The sequence below is a fragment of the Citrobacter sp. Cf136 genome, from assembly GCF_030333815.1.
Lineage (GTDB): Bacteria > Pseudomonadota > Gammaproteobacteria > Enterobacterales > Enterobacteriaceae > Citrobacter > Citrobacter freundii.
In genome coordinates this window covers 139,023-158,895 of the sequence record NZ_JAOWFE010000030.1, presented here as the reverse complement: position 1 = coordinate 158,895, position 19,873 = coordinate 139,023, and the positions used below count along the sequence as shown (strand labels likewise).

Here is a 19,873-nt window from a genome sequence, read left to right as displayed (position 1 = left end):
GACCATATCAGCCTGGTGAAAGGGATGAAGAGCCTGGAGGTGAAGGGAGACCTGGCGCAGAAGATAAGCGGCGCGCTGGGGCTCAAGGTACAGGACGATATTGTGCTGGAAAGCAGCAGCCGGATAAGCCTGAAGGTGGGCGGTTCGTTTGTGGTCATCCATCCGGGTGGCGTGGACATTATGGGGCCGAAAATCAACCTGAACGGCGGAGGAAATCCGGGAACACCGGCGAGAACTCAGCAACCAAGCGTGCTGAAAGCGCTGGCGGATGAAGATGATGACACGGATGATAAAGAAGGTAGCGGGACTGGGAGTGAGGATGGCCCAGATGATGAAAAAGACGATCAAGATAACATCGAAAAACATTACCTTCAGCTTCATTTTACGGACGACGACGGGATACCTTATTCAGAGACACGCTATATCGCATTTTTTGAGAACGGTACACAGACACGGGGTGAAACAGATAAGAAAGGCTATACAGAAATATTTACCACTGATACTGAACAGAAAATTAAGGTCAGATTATTGCATCAGAGTATTAATATGATTGAAGGTGGTGTATATGAATGAATATTAAGTTCAGAAGCGAAAGGTAACACGCACTCATTATGATTTGAATGTTATTTTAATGTGCAATTTGTTATAAATTAGGTATAAAAATGGAAGATGCACAAGAAAATTCAGTGCAAAGAGCATGCACAAAAGCTGAAACTATATCTGCAAAAAAATACGCTAAGAAATTTGGTCAAACGGTTATGGTAACTAATAAATTCGTGACGATGATGACGGATTCTCTGGCATGCGCATTGCGGGTTTTAAAAAAAAGACAAAAGGATCTGGCTACGTGGGGGAAGACTGAACAGGCTGAATTTGAGCAAATAATGGGAGTGAGAGGTGATAAGGAGATTGAACATACATATTATATTTGTGATATGGAAAACACTGACACTTACCACCGACCAGAGGTGGAAAAAACGTCCGTGTACGAATTTATGAAAAAGTCAGTTGATAGAATGTGTTATATTATGGAACAATTGCATGTGGATTCCAATCCTGTTGAAGTATCTCAAGTTGATCCCTGCAGTAACGAACTAGGATCTGTACCTGACAAAAGAGTTTATAAATATGGCAATTTTGTTAATCGCACCTTTACTAATGAGTATTCGGCGTTCGTAAAGAGGGATGCTACATGTATATGCCCACCAGATAAATATAAGGAACAGCTTGAAATAAATATAGGATATAATTTTTATTCAAAAAAACTAATGGGGGCTGATTCTAAAGCGAGTACGCTCTGCCATGAAATAAGCCATTTTTATAGAGTTGAGAACAAAGATGAAATATGGGCTAGTGAAAAAAACAAAAAAGAATCCAGAGGGCCATGGGGTGGAGTAGGTACTGATGATTTGCCAAATGATGGGGACTATAAACACGCAATAAGTGAAGACGGAGAAAATATATATATTAAATATAGAAAAGATTTAAAAGAAAGTCATAGTCCTGATGTTTTTAAAAATGCTTATAATTTTGAATTATATTTTGAGTTAAATGACAATGAGTGCGAAATTACAAATAAATAGAGGGGGGAGGATGCTTCTCTTTTTATACCTCCTCAATCTGTCAATAGCCGGTGCCAATGCTACAGGAGTATCACTCATAAAATATGGATACGGAAAGATCTATTGGGGAAAAAAAGCATCTACTGCTGAACCAGTAGTTTATCCACTGAGTGAGTCTTCAGCATTTGAGAATCTTATTCGGAAACAACCGAATTCTACTATCGCTGACCTCTATCCTTATTATAGAATTAGCGAAAAAGAAAGTAAGTGGCGAGAAAAAAAATATGCAATAGATGTTTTTCTTGCAGTGAGGCAAGAAAAAAATAACGTAATAGCCAATATTACATTTAATAATAAAAGTAATAAAAGCTATTTTATTTATAAATCGGGTATACCCAGCACTGCGCGGGACATTTTTTTTGGTGTAATATGCGGCTCTTCATTTTTAATCACAACAGACAATGTTAAATTGGACTATTTAGGTCATTCTTGTGATTTTGGTAATGATATACAAGATTGGTGGTTAGAGATTGAATCGGGTGAGAGTTTTTCATATACTATACCACTAAATCGAGCGTATGAATTCCTTCCAGGAAAACATCAATATCAAATCGGCTCTCTTGAATACCCTATAATTACAAAGGAATGGTTTTCTGAAAAAAACATGCACAATAAAATGTTTTCTATATTTAATTGGCGCTCATCATGTTCGATGAAAACTGATTACCCATTGGTATTAAAACGGAGGTTTCTGTGCCCCCGATATGAGGTCGATAAAAATAATTTGAGACGCGTTCTTAATAACTTTGGCTTTAATGGTAATAGTAGTGATTACTATTTTGAAATTAGAACCAATCAGGTATCAATACTTATTGATGCTAATAAGAATACTTCTTACTATCAATTTACGGAAAACAAGCTAAAAGGTCATAAAAAAATAATCATGAAGAAATGAACATGATTATCACTAAATGAACAATGAGGAGTTCAATATGCCCACAGCAGCCCGACTTAACGATAAAGGTACCCAGCACGATGGTTATCACGAAACTGTCATTACAGCGGGTTCACCCACGGTATTTATTGATGGATTGCCTGCTGCCCGTATGAGTGACCCACTGACGCCTCACGATAAACCAAAACACCCACCTCACCCCCGAAAAATAGCCAGTGGTTCAGGCACTGTGTTTATTGACGGCCTGCCTGCCGCCAGAACCGGTGATGCAATTGACTGTGGCGGCGTGGTGATCGGCAGCGGCACAGTCAGTATCGGCTGATATACAAGGACAAGGTTATGTCACAAAATGGTTTGTGTTTTACGCTGGATGTGGAGAACTCAGTGTCCGGGAAGTGACTTCAAGGAAGAATTTACGGTCGTAGTGATAGATTCGAAACAAGAAAAGGATAAACCAATAAACTAAAGAGATGATAAAAAATCACAAAACATAATTTTAATGATATCAATGAAATTCCCCCTTACCCCATTCAAGCCAGGGTAAGGGTTCATACTTCACACTAACATAATTACAGCGGCTGAGTCTGTGCTTCTACAACCGCCAGCGCCACCATATTAACGATACGACGAACAGAGGCGATCGGCGTTAATACATGAACAGGTTTCGCAACCCCCATCAGCACCGGGCCAACCGTTACGCCTTCAGAACTGGAAACGCGTAGTAAGTTGTAACTAATACGGGCCGCTTCCATATTCGGCATCACCAGAATATTCGCGGAGCCTTTCAACGGACTGTCCGGCATGCGGTCATTACGGATACTTTCCACCAGCGCGGCGTCGCCGTGCATTTCGCCGTCAATCATCAACTCTGGCGCGCGCGCCTTAATCAGCTCCAGCGCTTCGCGCATTTTGCTGGCCGACGGGCAGTCAGAGGAACCAAAGTTGGAGTGCGACAGCAACGCCACCTTCGGTTCAATACCAAAGCGACGCACAGTCTCTGCTGCCATCACAGCGATTTCCGCCAGTTGCTCAGGTGTAGGATCGTCGTTGACGTAAGTATCGGCGATAAAAGTGTTACCGCTTGGCAGCAGCAAGGCGTTCATCGCCCCAGCAGTATGCACGCCGTCACGATGACCAAACACCTCTTTCACCACGCTGAAGTGCTCATGGTAGTCGCCAATAGTACCGCAGATCATCGCATCCGCTTCGCCACGCTGCACCATGATTGCACCGATCACCGTAGTGTTGGCAATCACCGCACGCTGCGCCTGCTCCTGGGTGATCCCACGGCGCTTCATGATCTGATAATACTCATTCCAGTACTCTTTAAAGCGCGGATCGGATTCGTTGTTGACGATCTCAAAATCGACGCCCGCTTTGATCTGCAGCCCCAGTTTCTGGATACGCATTTCAATAACGCTCGGACGACCAATCAGGATCGGCTTCGCCAGACCTAAAGTGATCAATTCCTGGGTAGCATGCAGTACGCGCGCTTCTTCCCCTTCCGTCAGCACCACACGCTTCGGCGCTTTACGTGCCAGGGAGAAAATCGGCTTCATGAACAGGTTGGTTTTGTAGACGAATTCAGTCAGCTTATCGATGTAAGCGTCAAAGTCGGTAATCGGACGCGTTGCCACACCAGAGTCCATCGCCGCTTTCGCCACAGCAGGGGCGATTTTGACGATCAGACGCGGGTCGAACGGTTTCGGAATGATGTATTCCGGGCCGAAGCTCAGGTCCTGATCGCCATAAGCAGAGGCCACCACTTCACTCTGCTCGGCATGCGCCAGCTCAGCAATGGCGTGCACCGCCGCCAGTTTCATCTCTTCGTTGATGGCCGTCGCACCAACATCCAGCGCACCGCGGAAGATGAACGGGAAGCACAGGACGTTGTTAACCTGGTTCGGGTAGTCTGAACGACCAGTACAAATGATTGCGTCGGAACGCACCTCTTTTGCCAACGGCGGCAGGATTTCCGGTTCTGGGTTAGCGAGTGCCAGAATCATTGGCGCACGCGCCATCTTCTTAACCATTTCCTGTGTCAGCACTTTCGGACCGGAGCAACCGAGGAAAATATCTGCGCCGTCAATGACATCATCCAGCGTACGCTTACCGTCATCCACCACCGCATAAGCCGCTTTGGTTTCCGCCATGTTCGGTTCGCGGTCTTTGTAAATCACGCCTTTGGAGTCACAGACCACAATATTGTGTTTCTGCATACCCAGCGCTACCAGCAGGTTCATACAAGCAATTGCCGCCGCGCCTGCGCCAGACACCACCATGCGCACGTCGGAGATATTTTTCTCAACCACCCGCAGACCGTTCAGAATTGCGGCAGTACTGATGATTGCTGTACCGTGCTGGTCATCGTGGAAGACCGGAATATTCATGCGTTCGCGCAGCTTTTGCTCAATGTAGAAGCACTCCGGCGCTTTGATATCTTCGAGGTTGATACCGCCAAACGTGGGTTCCAGGGCCGCAACCACATTGATAAATTTATCCGGATCGAGTTCATCGACTTCAATGTCGAACACGTCGATCCCGGCGAATTTCTTAAACAGAACGCCTTTACCTTCCATCACCGGTTTGCCGGCCAGTGCGCCAATGTTGCCAAGACCCAGCACCGCCGTACCGTTAGAGATAACCGCAACCAGGTTGCCACGCGCGGTGTATTTGTAGGCTGCCAGCGGGTCCTTTTCAATTTCAAGACACGGTGCAGCCACGCCCGGCGAGTAGGCCAGCGCCAGGTCGCGCTGCGTTGCCAGAGGCTTGGTCGGAGAAACCTGGATTTTACCGGGTACTGGAAATTCGTGGAAATCGAGGGCGCTTTGTTTTAACTGGTCATCCATCTTGTTGTTCCTTTCACGTATCTATCAAAAAAGTGGCGCGGGTAACCATTCTACTGAGCCGCACATTATCACCTCAGTCAACGGCACAAACTTTGAAGGTCCCCAAACTCTCACCATTCAAAGAAAGAATTTGTTATCAATTTATAACAGCCATGTTACCTGCTTAATCCAGCAATACCATGCTTGTCTGCTATGCTTTTTGCTGACAACGCCCGCAATTTTCCCAAAAGTGTGAATCACAACACGCATCTAACACTTTACTTTTCAAGGAGTATTTCCTATGACCCGTAAAGAGCTTGCCAATGCCATTCGTGCGCTGAGTATGGATGCCGTCCAAAAAGCTAACTCCGGCCACCCAGGAGCACCAATGGGGATGGCCGATATCGCCGAAGTGCTGTGGAACGATTTTCTACGCCATAACCCGACAGATCCCACCTGGTACGATCGTGACCGGTTTATTCTGTCCAACGGCCACGCCTCAATGCTGCTTTACAGCCTATTGCATCTTTCCGGTTACGACCTGCCGATCGAAGAATTAAAGAACTTCCGTCAGCTCCATTCGAAGACGCCAGGTCACCCGGAAATTGGCTACACGCCGGGCGTGGAAACCACCACCGGACCGCTGGGCCAGGGTTTGGCCAACGCCGTCGGCATGGCCATTGCCGAGCGCACGCTGGCAGCGCAGTTTAACCAGCCGGACCATGAGATTGTTAACCACTTTACCTGGGTCTTTATGGGCGACGGCTGTCTGATGGAGGGTATTTCACACGAGGCTTGTTCGCTGGCGGGCACGCTGGGGCTTGGCAAACTCATCGGCTTCTACGATCACAACGGCATCTCAATTGATGGCGAAACCGAAGGCTGGTTTACCGACGATACTGCAAAACGCTTTGAGGCTTACCACTGGCATGTAGTGCACGACATTGACGGTCATGACCCTGAGGCGGTGAAAAAAGCCATTCAGGAAGCGCAGGCTGTTACCGATAAACCGTCGCTGATTATCTGCCGCACGGTGATTGGTTTTGGCTCACCGAATAAAGCCGGGAAAGAGGAAGCACACGGCGCTGCGCTGGGCGAAGAAGAGGTGGCGCTGACCCGGCAGAAACTGGGGTGGCATCATCCTGCTTTTGAAATCCCCAAAGAGATTTACCGGGCATGGGACGCACGCGAGAAAGGCGAAAAAGCGCAACAGGGCTGGAAGGAAAAATTCGCAGCTTACGAACAAGCCTACCCGGAACTGGCGGCAGAGTTTACTCGCCGGATGAGCGGCGGACTGCCTAAGGAGTGGGAAGCAACAACCCAGAAATATATTACCGACCTGCAAGCCAACCCAGCCAAAATAGCCACCCGTAAAGCTTCGCAAAATACCCTGAACGCCTATGGGCCGATACTGCCAGAACTGCTCGGCGGCTCGGCGGATCTGGCACCCAGCAACCTGACCATCTGGAAAGGCTCCTCCTCTCTTAAAGAGGATCATGCAGGAAACTACATCCACTACGGCGTGCGGGAATTTGGCATGACCGCAATTGCCAATGGTATCGCGCACCACGGGGGCTTCGTACCTTACACTGCCACGTTCCTGATGTTTGTTGAATATGCTCGTAATGCCGCGCGCATGGCGGCGCTGATGAAAGCCCGACAAATCATGGTTTATACCCACGACTCGATTGGCCTGGGGGAAGATGGTCCCACGCACCAGGCCGTCGAACAACTCGCCAGCCTACGCCTGACACCTAATTTCAGTACCTGGCGACCGTGCGATCAGGTTGAGGCGGCAGTAGGCTGGAAGCTAGCGGTCGAACGCCATGACGGGCCAACGGCGCTGATCCTCTCGCGGCAGAATCTGGCGCAGGTTGAGCGCACACCTGAGCAGGTGCAGCAAATTGCCCGCGGCGGCTATGTGCTGAAGGACGGCGGCGGTAAGCCGGATGTTATCCTGATTGCTACCGGTTCAGAAATGGAAATCACACTGCTGGCAGCGGAAAAACTGACCGGCGAAGGCCGTAACGTACGTGTAGTTTCTCTGCCTTCAACCGATATCTTCGACGCCCAGGATGAGGCGTACCGGGAGTCGGTCCTGCCGGCAAACGTCAGCGCGCGCGTGGCGGTAGAAGCCGGTATTGCCGACTACTGGTACAAATATGTTGGGCTGAAAGGGGCGATTGTTGGGATGACGGGCTATGGGGAGTCGGCACCGGCAGACAAGCTGTTCCCGTTCTTCGGCTTTACGGTAGATAACATCGTCGACAAAGCACACAAGGTGCTTAACGTGTGATCCACAGTGTGGGCCAGGCATCTGGCCCATGCCAGTTATCACAACTTGGCTCCTGGGCATAGCGCACCAGGCGAAAACGCTGACCATCGTAGCGCCAGCGGGTCTGGATACCGCAATCTGCCAACCCTCGTCCTTTAGCGAGGGTAACCAGCTCCCGCGACTTTTCTTCAAACGTAGCGTTGGTCAGCTCCATATCGCGACTTTCCGCATCCGTTTTAAAAGGCAGGCTTAACCGTACCGCGCGTGAAGTCAGCGGGGTTGTACGTGAAACCACCCACGCCAGATCGATAGTGTTATACGCTCCGGCCTCACAGCCAATCATCAGCAGCGCTTTATCATCCGTTAGGGCCGTGACGCGCATCTCGCGACGCAGCGGATCGATAGAGCAACGAATACCGTTGATTCGCCAGTTACCATAGTCCAGCAGTTCACTGCGCTCTTGCTGTGTAAGAGGCGTTGGTGTTGGGTTAATGACCGCTACGCCTTTCAGCGCGGGGGCAGGAGGTACACTGAGCGGAGGCTCGTCACCTTTTTCGATCCATGCGGTTTCGCTGCCAACCCGTTTTTGCTGGGCATCGATAAACAACAATGCGGCTTTTAGCCCGACCAGCGAAAGATTTTGCGCACCTTTTTGCAGGGTAATCGCCTTCGCGTCCTGTACGGTTTGTAAAAATGCGCTAATGGTGGCGGGATCATCGGTCATCAGTTGCCATGGGGTAACACGCCAGTGCTCGCCGCTCAGCGAGAGCGGCACACCATCCAACAACAGACGCGGCGCAATATCGCTCTCTTTGACGTTGGACGATTCCAGCCCGCCCAGCTCAATACGCAACACGGCGTCAGTATGTGCCCCGGCGCTGCGGCTCAAGGTCATGACCAGGCCGTGGTGCTCTCCGGTATTGCGCGCCACGCAAAAATTTTGGTTATTACACGTCACCTGCCAGTCAGAAAACGCCTGTTGCGCGGGCGCAGCCCAGAGCAATCGGGCTGGTAGCAACCCAAGCAGGAAAAGGAGAATAACGCGATAGCGCATGGACGGTACAACCCCGAAGTCAAAACACACAGCCTAAGCGGTATCTTCCTTGCGCGACTGATGTGGCTCAATAAGAATTGTCGGATTGGCCGTAAATTTGTAAAGAAATATAAATCCCACGCATTAGTCCATGAGATGCGACGACTGCAAATAGTTCAACAATAGCACCGTTTTACCGTCACGGATCTCACCCGTTTTGATCATTTCCAGCGCCTGTGTGAACGGCAGTTCCAGAACTTCAATGTCTTCATCTTCCACACCGCCACCAGCGTTTGCTCGCTGGCTGTCACTGTATTGTGCAATGAAGAAGTGGATTATTTCCGTCACGCCGCCCGGCGACATGTATAACTCAAACAGTTTGCGCACTTCGCCCACTTCAAAGCCGGTCTCTTCAATGGCCTCTTTGCGAATGCACGCTTCCGGTTCGTCGTTATCCAACAGCCCGGCGCAGGTTTCAATCAGTTGACCATCTTCATTACCGTTGACCCAGGTGGCGACGCGGAACTGGCGAATTAAGACCACCGTTTTCTTCTCCGGGTTATACAGCAGGATTGTGGCACCGTTACCGCGATCGTAAACCTCGCGTTTATGACGAATCACCTCCCCAGTGCTACGGGTCAGGTCATAGGTGATATTGCGCAGGATGAAGTAGTTATCGGAGAGGACTTTATCTTTGATGAGGGTAATTTTTTGCGACATACCGGCTCCACAGCAAGAAGTGAGAAATAATACTACGCCGTGAAACCGGGTTTGTCTTGGAACAATGTAGGCCTGATAAGCAAAGCGCCATCAGGCATTCATGCGGCACATTGCCGGATAACAACGCTAACGCGTCTTATCCGGCCTGGACGCCGATTAGTGAGATTTGACTGATTTTACGCCCAGCCAGTCGACGATCCCCTGGGCGGCGTGCCGCCCCTCCGCCATGGCCGTCACCACCAGATCCGCACCGCGTACCGCGTCGCCACCGGCAAAGATTTTCGGGTTACTGGTTTGGTAACGGTATGCGCTTTCAACATCGGCGGCAATGCGCCCCCAGTTATCGACCTTAACGCCATGCGACTCCAGCCACGGCATGCCGTGTGGGTGAAAACCAAACGCCATGATCACCGCATCTGCGGGCATCACAAACTCACTCCCGGCGATGGGAACAGGGCGACGACGCCCCTGCGCATCAGGTTCGCCAAGTTGGGTACGTAAGAAACGCACGCCGCTGACTCGCCCATCGGCATGCAACACCAGCTCAACCGGCTGGACGTTAAACTCGAAGTTTGCCCCCTCTTCCCGGGCGTTCTTCACCTCTTTTTTCGAACCCGGCATGTTGGCTTCATCACGACGATAGGCGCAGGTCACCTGGCTTGCACCGTGGCGCAGCGCGGTACGTACACAGTCCATGGCCGTATCGCCTCCGCCCAGAACCACCACGTTCAGTCCGGCGGTATCGATAAACGGTTCTTCAGGCAACTCATCCAGCCCCATCACCTGCTTGGTGTTGGCAATCAGGAACGGCAGCGCATCATATACGCCTGGCGCGTCTTCATTTGGCAGGTCCGCCTTCATGGAACGATAGGTTCCCACCCCCACGAACACGGCATCGTAATCCTCCAGCAACTTTTCAAGTGCGACGTCCTTACCCACTTCACAGTTAAGTTCGAAATGAATCCCCATAGCGCTGAAGATTTCACGGCGACGCGTCAGCAGCGATTTGTCCAGTTTGAAGGCCGGAATACCGAACGTCAGCAAACCGCCAATTTCAGGATGGCGATCGTAAACGGTGGCACTGATACCGCTACGCGCCAGCACATCCGCGCAGGCCAGACCCGCCGGACCCGCGCCGATAATGGCAACACGCTTGTCCACTTTCTGCACATGGCTTAAGTCCGGTCGCCATCCTTTACTCAGCGCCCGATCGGAGATGTAACGCTCAATATTACCGATAGTGACTGCGCCATGCTCACTACGCACCGTGCATGCCCCTTCGCAGAGTCGATCCTGCGGGCATACACGCCCGGTCACCTCCGGCAAGCAGTTGGTTTGATGTGAAAGCTCAACCGCGGCATCGATGTTTCCGGCTTTGACCAGCTCAATCCACTGCGGAATGTGGTTATGCAACGGACAGGTCCATTCGCAAATACTGTGGTCGCCGCATTTCAGGCAGCGAGAGGCTTCCCGCTCCGCCTGCGCCGTACGAAACGGCAGATAGATCTCTTCAAAGCTGGTTTTCCGGGCATCAATCGCCAGTTTATCCGGTTCACCTCGCGCAGGCGTTGCCTGCATTTGCTCACGTTTGGTGATGACATGTGGAACAAAATCGGTAGTGCTGGCGTGCCATGGCTGGCTTTCCAGACTTGCGGTACGCAGCCTGCGCGCTTTTGACAGACCGGTAAGCGAGTTTTCCGTCACCAACTGTAACGCCTGCGCCGGGCAGTTCTCTACGCAGGCGGGCCCCTGTTCACGCCCCTGGCACAGATCGCATTTGTGCGCGGTGGCTTTCACCTTCCCTTTGGCGACGGGAGTGAGTACGATCTGCATCGTGCCGAAAGGACAAGCAACGACGCACGATTTACAGCCAATGCACTTTTGCGGGTTCACCTGAACGCTGTCGTTATCATGGCTAATTGCCCCATTTGGGCAACTTCTGGCGCAGGGTGCATCTTCGCAGTGGTGACAGGTCACCGCGCTGCGCTGCTGCTGATGTTTAATGACGGTAATTCGGGGCTGAAAATGCCGTTGGCTCAGGACATGCTGTTCGCCATTGTGAGCCATGACGCAAGCGACCTCACAGGCATGGCATCCCAGGCACTGCTGGCTATTGACCATAATAAAACGATTCATGGCTTCCTTCTTTTTTGGTTGCAAAAACCTTATTCTTTATAAGAGTGTTATTAACCGACACGGAAGGAAGCGGCAATGTTCATTTGCCCAGGAAGCACAACTATTTATGCAGAACCTGTGGCAGATCAATTTATTTCATCGCATATGAAATTGTGTTTCAGTTACCATCCAGTTTCATGGCGTTTTATTAACCTTTATCAAATACACCGCATCGTTCACGCTGTTTTCAGGCGCGACGTGTATTGTGTGAGGATGCACAAGTGACGGTAAAGCGTCCGGTCTCGGCCAGTCTGGCTAAAGCTTTTTTCTACATAGTGCTGCTGTCAATTCTCTCAACAGGTATTGCGCTGCTCACGCTGACCAGCAGCTTGCGAGATGCCGAAGCCATCAACGTTGCTGGCTCATTGCGCATGCAAAGCTACCGTCTGGGTTACGATCTGCAAAGCCAGAGCTCGCAGCTTAACGCCCACCGCCAGCTTTTCCAGCAGGCGCTAAACGCACCGGCATTACAGAATCTGAATGCGTGGTATGTGCCACAAGCGGTAAAAAGCCGCTATGGACGTCTGCATGCTAACTGGCTGGAAATGAATGCCCGCCTGATCGACGGCGATTTAAAATGGTACCAGGCCAATATCAACAACTACGTCGATCAAATCGATCTCTTCGTGCTGGCGTTGCAACATTATGCCGAGCGTAAAGTCATGCTGGTATTTGGCATCTCGCTGGCGGGCGGGATCGGCATATTCACCCTCGTCTTCTTTACCCTGCGGCGCATTCGCCAGCAGGTGGTGCGTCCGCTGAATAAACTGGTGATGGCCAGTCAGCAAATTGAACACGGTCAGTTTAATATCCCACCGCTGGATACCGGTTTGCCCAATGAACTGGGGTTGCTGGGCAAAACGTTTAGCCAGATGTCGAGTGAATTACACAAGCTGTATCGCTCGCTGGAAGCGTCTGTTGCCGAGAAAACTCACGATCTCCATGAAGCCAATCGCCGTCTGGAGGTGTTGTATCAGTGCTCCCAGGCGTTAAATACCAGCCAGATTGACGTGTACTGCTTCCGCCATATTTTACAGATCGTCCGCGAACATGACGCCGCGTATTTCCTTGAGCTCACCGTCGGTGATAACTGGCGGATTAGCGAAGGGACTAAAAGCCTGGAGCTGCCGATGCAGATCCTGCCGGTCACTATGCAGGAAACCGTCTACGGCGAACTGCACTGGCAAAGTCCAAACGTCAATGCTTCTACTCCGCTGCTTAACAGCGTTTCCTCAATGCTGGGACGCGGGTTGTACTTCAACCAGGCACAAAAACATTTTCAGCAACTGTTGTTAATGGAGGAGCGAGCGACGATTGCACGCGAACTGCACGACTCACTGGCACAGGTGCTCTCTTATTTACGCATTCAGTTGACGCTGCTGAAGCGGTCAATTCCGGAAGATAACGCCCCAGCGCAAAGCATCATGGCGGATTTCTCCCAGGCGCTGAACGATGCCTACCGCCAGCTACGCGAACTGCTCACCACCTTCCGTCTGACCTTACAACAGGCAGACTTACCCTCCGCCCTGCATGAAATGCTGGAAACGCTGCAAAATCAAACCTCAGCTAAACTCACACTCGACTGTCGGTTACCCACGCAGGCGTTGGATGCGCAAATGCAAGTGCACCTGTTGCAGATCATCCGCGAAGCGGTGCTGAACGCCATTAAGCATGCCAGTGCGAGCGAAATTGCCGTCAGTTGCGTAACGGCTCCGGACGGCAACCACACGGTTTATATCCGCGATAACGGCATCGGTATTGGCGAGCCGCATGAGCCTACAGGGCACTATGGACTAAATATTATGCGTGAGCGGGCGGAAAGACTAAGCGGCACGTTGACCTTCTCTCAACCTTCCGGAGGAGGAACGTTGGTAAGCATCAGTTTCCGCTCGGCTGAATCAGACAGTGATCTAACGTAAAGAACCGCAAAGCGCCGTCGGGTCTGGATCCTGGCCTGACGGCGTTGGCACGAAAGGTATGCTGTAAACGGGCATGATAATTTACATTATCTTCTTTTTTTCTCCACGTTTGACCCGTACCTTGCCGCTAAAGTGAAGCAAGCCATACCCATAACGATACGCAGAAACACGAGGTCCTCTTTTAATGGCGAATTTTTTCATCGATCGCCCCATTTTTGCCTGGGTGTTAGCTATCCTGTTGTGCCTGACAGGAGCCCTGGCTATTTTTTCACTACCCGTTGAGCAATATCCCGATCTGGCACCGCCAAACGTACGGGTCACCGCCAACTATCCTGGCGCCTCGGCTCAGACTCTGGAAAACACCGTCACCCAGGTGATCGAGCAGAACATGACCGGTCTCGATAACCTGATGTACATGTCGTCACAGAGCAGCGGGACAGGTCAGGCATCAGTTACGCTGAGCTTTGTCGCCGGAACCGATCCTGACGAGGCCGTCCAGCAGGTGCAAAACCAGCTGCAATCGGCAATGCGTAAACTGCCGCAAGCGGTACAGGATCAGGGGGTCACGGTGCGTAAGACCGGGGACACCAATATTCTGACAATCGCCTTTGTCTCCACCGATGGCTCAATGGATAAGCAGGACATCGCCGACTATGTCGCCAGTAACATTCAGGATCCGCTCAGCCGTATTAACGGCGTGGGGGATATTGACGCTTACGGCTCACAGTACTCCATGCGAATCTGGCTTGACCCGGCCAAACTGAACAGTTTCCAGATGACCGCTAAAGATGTGACCGACGCTATCGAGTCACAGAATGCGCAGATTGCGGTCGGACAACTTGGCGGTACGCCTTCGGTGGACAAGCAGGCGCTGAACGCGACGATCAACGCCCAGTCGCTACTGCAGACTCCGGATGAATTCCGCGCCATTACTCTACGTGTCAACCAGGATGGCTCAGAAGTTAAACTGGGCGATGTGGCAACGGTCGAAATGGGGGCCGAGAAGTACGACTACCTCAGCCGGTTTAACGGCAACCCGGCTTCCGGTCTGGGCGTGAAACTGGCCTCCGGCGCCAATGAAATGGCAACGGCGGAACTGGTCATTAACCGTCTGAACGAGCTGTCGCAATATTTTCCACATGGGCTGGAATATAAGGTGGCATATGAAACCACCTCCTTTGTCAAAGCCTCAATCATCGACGTGGTAAAAACCCTGCTGGAAGCGATCGCGCTGGTATTCCTCGTGATGTACCTGTTCCTGCAAAACTTCCGCGCCACGCTGATTCCCACCATCGCCGTTCCCGTCGTCCTGATGGGTACCTTCTCCGTGCTTTACGCCTTTGGCTATAGCGTTAACACCTTGACGATGTTTGCGATGGTGCTGGCGATCGGCCTGCTGGTCGATGACGCCATTGTGGTAGTGGAAAACGTCGAGCGTATTATGAGTGAGGAAGGGCTCACACCGCGGGAAGCGACGCGGAAATCGATGGGGCAAATCCAGGGCGCGCTGGTTGGTATTGCTATGGTGCTGTCGGCGGTGTTTATCCCGATGGCCTTCTTCGGCGGCACTACCGGGGCTATTTACCGCCAGTTCTCGATTACTATCGTCTCCGCAATGGTGCTGTCTGTTCTGGTGGCGATGATCCTCACTCCTGCTCTGTGCGCCACCCTGCTCAAACCGCTGCATAAGGGCGAGCATCACGGACAAACCGGTTTCTTCGGCTGGTTTAACCGAATGTTTAATCGCAACGCCGAGCGCTACGAAAAAGGCGTTGCCAGGATCCTGCACCGCAGCCTGCGCTGGATACTGATCTACGGCCTGCTGCTCGGCGGAATGGTTTTCCTGTTCCTGCGCCTGCCAACCTCCTTCCTGCCGCTGGAAGACCGCGGCATGTTTACCACCTCGGTACAGCTGCCTAGCGGCTCCACACAGCAGCAAACATTGAAAGTGGTTGAGGAAGTAGAGAAGTATTACTTCACCCATGAGAAAGACAACATTATGTCGGTCTTTTCCACGGTCGGTTCAGGCCCTGGCGGGAACGGTCAAAACGTGGCGCGTATGTTTGTCCGTTTAAAAGACTGGGATGAGCGCGACACCACCACCGGAACCTCTTTCGCCATCATTGAACGTGCGACCAAAGCTTTTAATAAGATTAAAGAAGCCCGCGTCTTCGCCAGTAGCCCTCCGGCTATCAGTGGCCTCGGAAGCTCTGCCGGTTTCGATATGGAGCTGCAGGATCACGCTGGTGCGGGGCATGACGCGTTAATGGCCGCGCGCGACAAGCTGATTGAGCTGGCCGGGAAGGATTCTTCCCTGACCCGCGTTCGTCATAACGGTCTGGACGACAGCCCGCAGTTGCAAATTGATATCGATCAGCGCAAAGCCCAGGCACTGGGCGTTTCCATCGACGACATCAACGATACATTGCAAACGGCCTGGGGTTCCAGCTACGTCAATGACTTTATGGACCGCGGTCGCGTGAAGAAGGTTTACGTACAGGCGGCAGCAAAATATCGCATGCTCCCTGACGACATCAATTTGTGGTACGTCCGTAATAACAACGGTGGCATGGTGCCTTTCTCGGCCTTTGCCTCGTCGCGCTGGGAAACCGGTTCACCACGTCTGGAACGCTACAACGGCTACTCCGCGGTCGAGATTGTCGGAGAAGCCGCGCCCGGCGTCAGTACCGGTACAGCGATGGACATAATGGAATCGCTGGTGCGCCAGTTGCCGACCGGATTTGGCCTCGAATGGACTGCGATGTCTTATCAGGAACGGCTGTCGGGTTCTCAGGCCCCCGCCCTGTACGCCATTTCTCTGCTGGTGGTATTCCTGTGTCTGGCGGCCCTGTATGAAAGCTGGTCAGTTCCCTTCTCTGTCATGCTGGTTGTGCCGCTGGGGGTCATTGGTGCTCTGCTGGCGACCTGGATGCGCGGTCTGGAAAACGACGTGTACTTCCAGGTCGGGTTACTTACCGTTATCGGGCTATCGGCGAAGAACGCAATCTTGATTGTTGAATTCGCCAATGAGATGAACGAGAAAGGACACGATCTGCTCGATGCCACGCTCCACGCCTGTCGCCAGCGCTTGCGTCCGATTCTGATGACGTCGCTGGCGTTTATCTTCGGGGTCCTGCCGATGACAATCAGCAGCGGCGCGGGCTCCGGCGGTCAACATGCGGTGGGGACAGGCGTAATGGGTGGAATGATTTCAGCCACTATCCTGGCGATTTACTTCGTGCCCCTGTTCTTTGTGCTGGTGCGCAGACGCTTCCCGTTGAAACCGCGCCCGGAATAATCGGGCACAAAAAAGGCGACTTACGTTGAGTCGCCTTTTTTTATCCTTTACAGGATATGAATTTCTTCCAGAAAATTATTTACGAAGCATCACTTCAATAAAGTCTTTCCAGTTCCCCAGTTCACGTTCAATCATAACAACCTCTCTTATTATTATGAGCATTCTACAAAATCATCATCATCAAAAGAAGAACATTTAACCGATGGTTGTGATTACATCCTCCCGTGCTTGGGGTTTATGTCATCACTATGCGCCATACTCATAAATTTTATGTGACTTACTGCAATATTTTGAAATATTCATACGCTATCTACTACTTTGCCAATTCTGATGGAAAAACAGGCTGATGCAAACAGATAAATTCTGAATTGTGGCTCAGCACAGATTATTGGAACTTTCAGGAATTATTATTAACCATTGCCCAACAATGTTATATTTTTCTATAACGTCTGAATGACAATATGTATTATCTGCATTCATCAGCATAAGAATAGATATTCAAAATTAGTTAATAAGGATTCAAATGATCACCCTCTACGGCATTAAGAATTGCGACACGATTAAAAAAGCCAGACGCTGGTTGGAAGCTCAAGGTATTGACTATCGCTTTCATGATTATCGCGTCGACGGTCTTGACAATACGCTATTACAGTCCTTTATCAGCGAATTAGGTTGGGAAGCGCTGCTCAATACACGTGGAACCACCTGGCGTAAACTCGATGAATCCACGCGCAGTCAAATCACCGATGCGGCTTCCGCCGCCGCATTGATGATTGAAATGCCAGCAATTATCAAACGCCCATTGCTCTGCGCGCCGGGTAAGCCTATGCTGCTTGGTTTCAGTGAATCCAGTTATACTCTGTTTTTTAATGAGGTGTAGTCTATGTCGTGCCCGGTTATTGAGCTGACACAGCAGCTTATTCGCCGTCCTTCCCTGAGCCCGGATGATGCCGGGTGCCAGGCGTTAATGATTGAACGCCTGCGCGCGGTAGGTTTTACCGTTGAGCGTATGGATTTTGGTGACACACAGAATTTTTGGGCATGGCGCGGTAAAGGTGAGACCCTGGCATTTGCCGGTCACACCGACGTAGTGCCCGCCGGCGATGTCGATCGTTGGATCAATCCACCGTTCGAACCGACCATTCGCGATGGCATGCTGTTCGGGCGTGGCGCTGCCGATATGAAAGGCTCACTGGCAGCGATGGTCGTGGCCGCAGAGCGTTTTGTCGCCCAGCATCCAAACCATCAGGGTCGTCTGGCATTTTTGATAACGTCCGACGAAGAAGCCAGCGCCAAAAACGGCACCGTAAAGGTGGTTGAAGCACTGATGGCGCGTAATGAGCGACTGGATTATTGTCTGGTTGGCGAGCCGTCCAGCACGGAAATCGTTGGCGACGTAGTCAAGAATGGACGTCGTGGTTCACTGACCTGCAACCTGACCATTCATGGCGTGCAGGGGCACGTAGCCTATCCGCATCTGGCCGATAACCCGGTACACCGCGCGGCGCCAATGCTCAACGAACTGGTGGCGATTGAGTGGGACCAGGGTAACGAGTTCTTCCCGGCGACCAGCATGCAGATTGCCAATATTCAGGCAGGCACCGGCAGCAACAACGTTATCCCCGGCGAACTGTTTATCCAGTTCAACTTCCGTTTCAGCACTGAGCTGACCGATGAGATGATTAAAGCACGGGTTCACGCGCTGCTGGAGAAACATCAGTTGCGCTATACCGTCGACTGGTGGCTTTCCGGTCAGCCGTTCCTGACTGAACGCGGTAAACTGGTGGATGCAGTAGTGAACGCCATTGAGCACTATAATGAGATTAAACCGCAGTTACTGACTACAGGCGGGACGTCCGACGGGCGCTTTATTGCCCGCATGGGGGCACAGGTAGTCGAACTTGGGCCGGTCAACGCCACTATTCATAAAATAAATGAATGTGTTAATGCCGCCGACCTGCAGCTGCTTGCCCGTATGTATCAACGTATCATGGAGCAACTCGTCGCCTGATGAGTGTTCCTGCAAGAGGAAAAATACATGGACTGGCTAGCAAAATATTGGTGGATTCTGGTGTTGGTGTTTCTGGTAGGCGTGCTGCTTAACGTTATCAAAGATCTCAAGCGCGTCGATCCAAAGAAATATCTGGCCAACAAACCGGAGCTTCCCCCGCATCGTGACTTTAACGATAAATGGGATGACGACGACGATTGGCCGAACAAGGATCAACCGAAGAAATAATTTCCAGGCCAATAAGTCACGTAGGCCCGGTAAGCGTTAGCACCACCGGGCGTTAAGTGCCGGATGGCAACGCTTCGCGTTTTATCCGGCCTACGGTTATCAATCAGATCATCTCAATCACATCATCATCGTGAGGCTTACCGCCGCTCAGCGCTTCATCAAAATAGTGCTTCGGTACGGTAAAACGCAGATGATCGAGCGCAAACTGCATGCTGCGTTCATCAATGGCGTGCCCCAGGTTTTCGACGATATCCAGCGTCACATCCCCACCCGCAGCAATTAATGCCTCCTGCGCGGCAACGGCATGGGAGAGCTCTATCACCCGGTCTTCACCACCGTGAATCAAATGCACCGTCGTTGCGGTAGTTGCAACCTCCGGTAAGGTGGCATAGCGACCATTGAAGGCAATGACCCGCGACGCCAGCCCCGGCTCGGCTTTGATGCTCTCAAGCGACATAATCGAACCCTGAGAAAAACCAATCAGCGCGGTTGCCTGCGGTGAAACGCCGCTTTGTTTCTGCCAGTAGCGCACGGTTTCGATAAACACCGGCATAATCGCGTCGATACGCGCCTGGCGGTTCTCTTCCGTTACGCCCTGTACCGAAAACCACTGACGTCCGGAAGTCGTACCGTAAGGCTCTGCCCCGCCAATGCTGACGATTAACGCATCCGGAAACAGCGGCGCAAACCAGGAGCCAATTTCACCCATGGCAACCGGGTTATCCCCGACGCCATGAAACAGCAGCAGTAGCTGTTGAGCGGGTTTATCGGGACTTTGAACAACAAAATGGTCATGTTTCATGGCGATCTCCTTAACTGATGAGAATCATTCTACGCCGCTTAACCGCAATGACCATGCCAGGAAATTG

General features: G+C 51.4%; 15 protein-coding genes and 1 pseudogene. 10 read left to right on the top strand and 6 right to left on the bottom strand.

The features are described from left to right. The 4 genes and pseudogenes from OGV98_RS04095 to OGV98_RS04080 all read left to right on the top strand — a co-directional run. Positions 1-573, top strand: a pseudogene (locus tag OGV98_RS04095) (hypothetical protein); the annotation flags it as partial. A gap of 89 nt (positions 574-662) precedes the next feature. Next, complete coding sequence (locus tag OGV98_RS04090; RefSeq protein WP_044714581.1) at positions 663-1,583, top strand: M35 family metalloendopeptidase; 921 nt, start codon at positions 663-665, stop codon at positions 1,581-1,583. 10 nt (positions 1,584-1,593) lie between these two features. Then, the gene (locus OGV98_RS04085) at positions 1,594-2,517 is read left to right on the top strand and encodes a hypothetical protein (RefSeq protein WP_044714582.1); all 924 of its coding nucleotides are present in this window, start codon (positions 1,594-1,596) and stop codon (positions 2,515-2,517) included. A gap of 37 nt (positions 2,518-2,554) precedes the next feature. Next, on the top strand, positions 2,555-2,839 hold the full coding sequence (locus OGV98_RS04080) for a type VI secretion system PAAR protein (protein ID WP_031605187.1): 285 nt from the start codon (positions 2,555-2,557) through the stop codon (positions 2,837-2,839). 247 nt (positions 2,840-3,086) lie between these two features. Here OGV98_RS04080 and maeB read toward each other — a convergent pair whose 3' ends face one another. Beyond that, a complete protein-coding gene (gene maeB / locus OGV98_RS04075; protein ID WP_121571929.1) occupies positions 3,087-5,366 on the bottom strand; it encodes an NADP-dependent oxaloacetate-decarboxylating malate dehydrogenase in 2,280 nt (759 codons plus the stop codon). Between the two features lie 280 nt (positions 5,367-5,646). On the opposite strand from maeB, the gene tkt reads away from it, so the two are divergent. Beyond that, positions 5,647-7,641: a transketolase gene (gene tkt, locus OGV98_RS04070; protein ID WP_106902374.1), complete on the top strand. Its 1,995-nt coding sequence runs from the start codon at positions 5,647-5,649 to the stop codon at positions 7,639-7,641. Here tkt and OGV98_RS04065 read toward each other — a convergent pair. From OGV98_RS04065 to aegA, 3 genes are all read right to left on the bottom strand, one after another. After that, the gene (locus OGV98_RS04065) at positions 7,631-8,674 is read right to left on the bottom strand and encodes a DUF1176 domain-containing protein (protein ID WP_106107844.1); all 1,044 of its coding nucleotides are present in this window, start codon (positions 8,672-8,674) and stop codon (positions 7,631-7,633) included. The genes tkt and OGV98_RS04065 overlap by 11 nt on opposite strands. A 123-nt stretch (positions 8,675-8,797) precedes the next feature. Continuing rightward, on the bottom strand, positions 8,798-9,373 hold the full coding sequence (gene nudK / locus OGV98_RS04060; RefSeq protein ID WP_003838513.1) for a GDP-mannose pyrophosphatase NudK: 576 nt from the start codon (positions 9,371-9,373) through the stop codon (positions 8,798-8,800). Between the two features lie 156 nt (positions 9,374-9,529). Then, on the bottom strand, positions 9,530-11,509 hold the full coding sequence (gene aegA / locus OGV98_RS04055) for a formate-dependent uric acid utilization protein AegA (RefSeq protein WP_003847242.1): 1,980 nt from the start codon (positions 11,507-11,509) through the stop codon (positions 9,530-9,532). Positions 11,510-11,769: 260 nt separating this feature from the next. Here aegA and narQ point away from each other — a divergent pair, with 260 nt between their 5' ends. Both narQ and acrD read left to right on the top strand, forming a co-directional pair. Next, positions 11,770-13,467 carry a nitrate/nitrite two-component system sensor histidine kinase NarQ gene (gene narQ, locus OGV98_RS04050; RefSeq protein ID WP_202581118.1) on the top strand — a complete coding sequence of 566 codons (1,698 nt, stop codon included), beginning with the start codon at positions 11,770-11,772 and terminating at the stop codon, positions 13,465-13,467. Between the two features lie 184 nt (positions 13,468-13,651). Beyond that, on the top strand, positions 13,652-16,765 hold the full coding sequence (acrD, locus tag OGV98_RS04045; protein ID WP_049002451.1) for a multidrug efflux RND transporter permease AcrD: 3,114 nt from the start codon (positions 13,652-13,654) through the stop codon (positions 16,763-16,765). A 75-nt stretch (positions 16,766-16,840) separates the two neighbouring features. Here the strand turns inward: acrD and ypfM are convergent, their stop codons facing one another. Then, positions 16,841-16,900 (bottom strand): protein YpfM, encoded by a 60-nt coding sequence (ypfM, locus tag OGV98_RS04040; protein WP_001386977.1) that lies wholly within the window; start codon positions 16,898-16,900, stop codon positions 16,841-16,843. A 388-nt stretch (positions 16,901-17,288) separates the two neighbouring features. Between ypfM and OGV98_RS04035 the strand changes: the two genes are divergently transcribed. From OGV98_RS04035 to OGV98_RS04025, 3 genes are read left to right on the top strand one after another with little or no spacing between them, the layout of a single operon-like run. Beyond that, positions 17,289-17,645: an ArsC family reductase gene (locus OGV98_RS04035; RefSeq protein WP_003835078.1), complete on the top strand. Its 357-nt coding sequence runs from the start codon at positions 17,289-17,291 to the stop codon at positions 17,643-17,645. Between the two features lie 3 nt (positions 17,646-17,648). After that, on the top strand, positions 17,649-18,776 hold the full coding sequence (gene dapE, locus OGV98_RS04030; RefSeq protein WP_003037976.1) for a succinyl-diaminopimelate desuccinylase: 1,128 nt from the start codon (positions 17,649-17,651) through the stop codon (positions 18,774-18,776). A gap of 27 nt (positions 18,777-18,803) precedes the next feature. Next, positions 18,804-19,004: a membrane protein gene (locus OGV98_RS04025; RefSeq protein WP_003037974.1), complete on the top strand. Its 201-nt coding sequence runs from the start codon at positions 18,804-18,806 to the stop codon at positions 19,002-19,004. A 103-nt stretch (positions 19,005-19,107) separates the two neighbouring features. Here OGV98_RS04025 and ypfH read toward each other — a convergent pair whose 3' ends face one another. After that, complete coding sequence (gene ypfH / locus OGV98_RS04020; RefSeq protein WP_003037972.1) at positions 19,108-19,806, bottom strand: esterase; 699 nt, start codon at positions 19,804-19,806, stop codon at positions 19,108-19,110. Positions 19,807-19,873: the final 67 nt, after the last annotated feature.

What these genes read in the sequence shown, in the direction of transcription:
- OGV98_RS04090 (WP_044714581.1), top strand. Translation starts at nt 663, where the DNA reads ATGGAAGATGCACAAGAAAATTCAGTGCAAAGAGCATGCACAAAAGCT.
- OGV98_RS04085 (WP_044714582.1), top strand. Translation starts at nt 1,594, where the DNA reads ATGCTTCTCTTTTTATACCTCCTCAATCTGTCAATAGCCGGTGCCAAT.
- OGV98_RS04080 (WP_031605187.1), top strand. Translation starts at nt 2,555, where the DNA reads ATGCCCACAGCAGCCCGACTTAACGATAAAGGTACCCAGCACGATGGT.
- maeB (WP_121571929.1), bottom strand. Translation starts at nt 5,366, where the DNA reads ATGGATGACCAGTTAAAACAAAGCGCCCTCGATTTCCACGAATTTCCA.
- tkt (WP_106902374.1), top strand. Translation starts at nt 5,647, where the DNA reads ATGACCCGTAAAGAGCTTGCCAATGCCATTCGTGCGCTGAGTATGGAT.
- OGV98_RS04065 (WP_106107844.1), bottom strand. Translation starts at nt 8,674, where the DNA reads ATGCGCTATCGCGTTATTCTCCTTTTCCTGCTTGGGTTGCTACCAGCC.
- nudK (WP_003838513.1), bottom strand. Translation starts at nt 9,373, where the DNA reads ATGTCGCAAAAAATTACCCTCATCAAAGATAAAGTCCTCTCCGATAAC.
- aegA (WP_003847242.1), bottom strand. Translation starts at nt 11,509, where the DNA reads ATGAATCGTTTTATTATGGTCAATAGCCAGCAGTGCCTGGGATGCCAT.
- acrD (WP_049002451.1), top strand. Translation starts at nt 13,652, where the DNA reads ATGGCGAATTTTTTCATCGATCGCCCCATTTTTGCCTGGGTGTTAGCT.
- OGV98_RS04035 (WP_003835078.1), top strand. Translation starts at nt 17,289, where the DNA reads ATGATCACCCTCTACGGCATTAAGAATTGCGACACGATTAAAAAAGCC.
- dapE (WP_003037976.1), top strand. Translation starts at nt 17,649, where the DNA reads ATGTCGTGCCCGGTTATTGAGCTGACACAGCAGCTTATTCGCCGTCCT.
- OGV98_RS04025 (WP_003037974.1), top strand. Translation starts at nt 18,804, where the DNA reads ATGGACTGGCTAGCAAAATATTGGTGGATTCTGGTGTTGGTGTTTCTG.
- ypfH (WP_003037972.1), bottom strand. Translation starts at nt 19,806, where the DNA reads ATGAAACATGACCATTTTGTTGTTCAAAGTCCCGATAAACCCGCTCAA.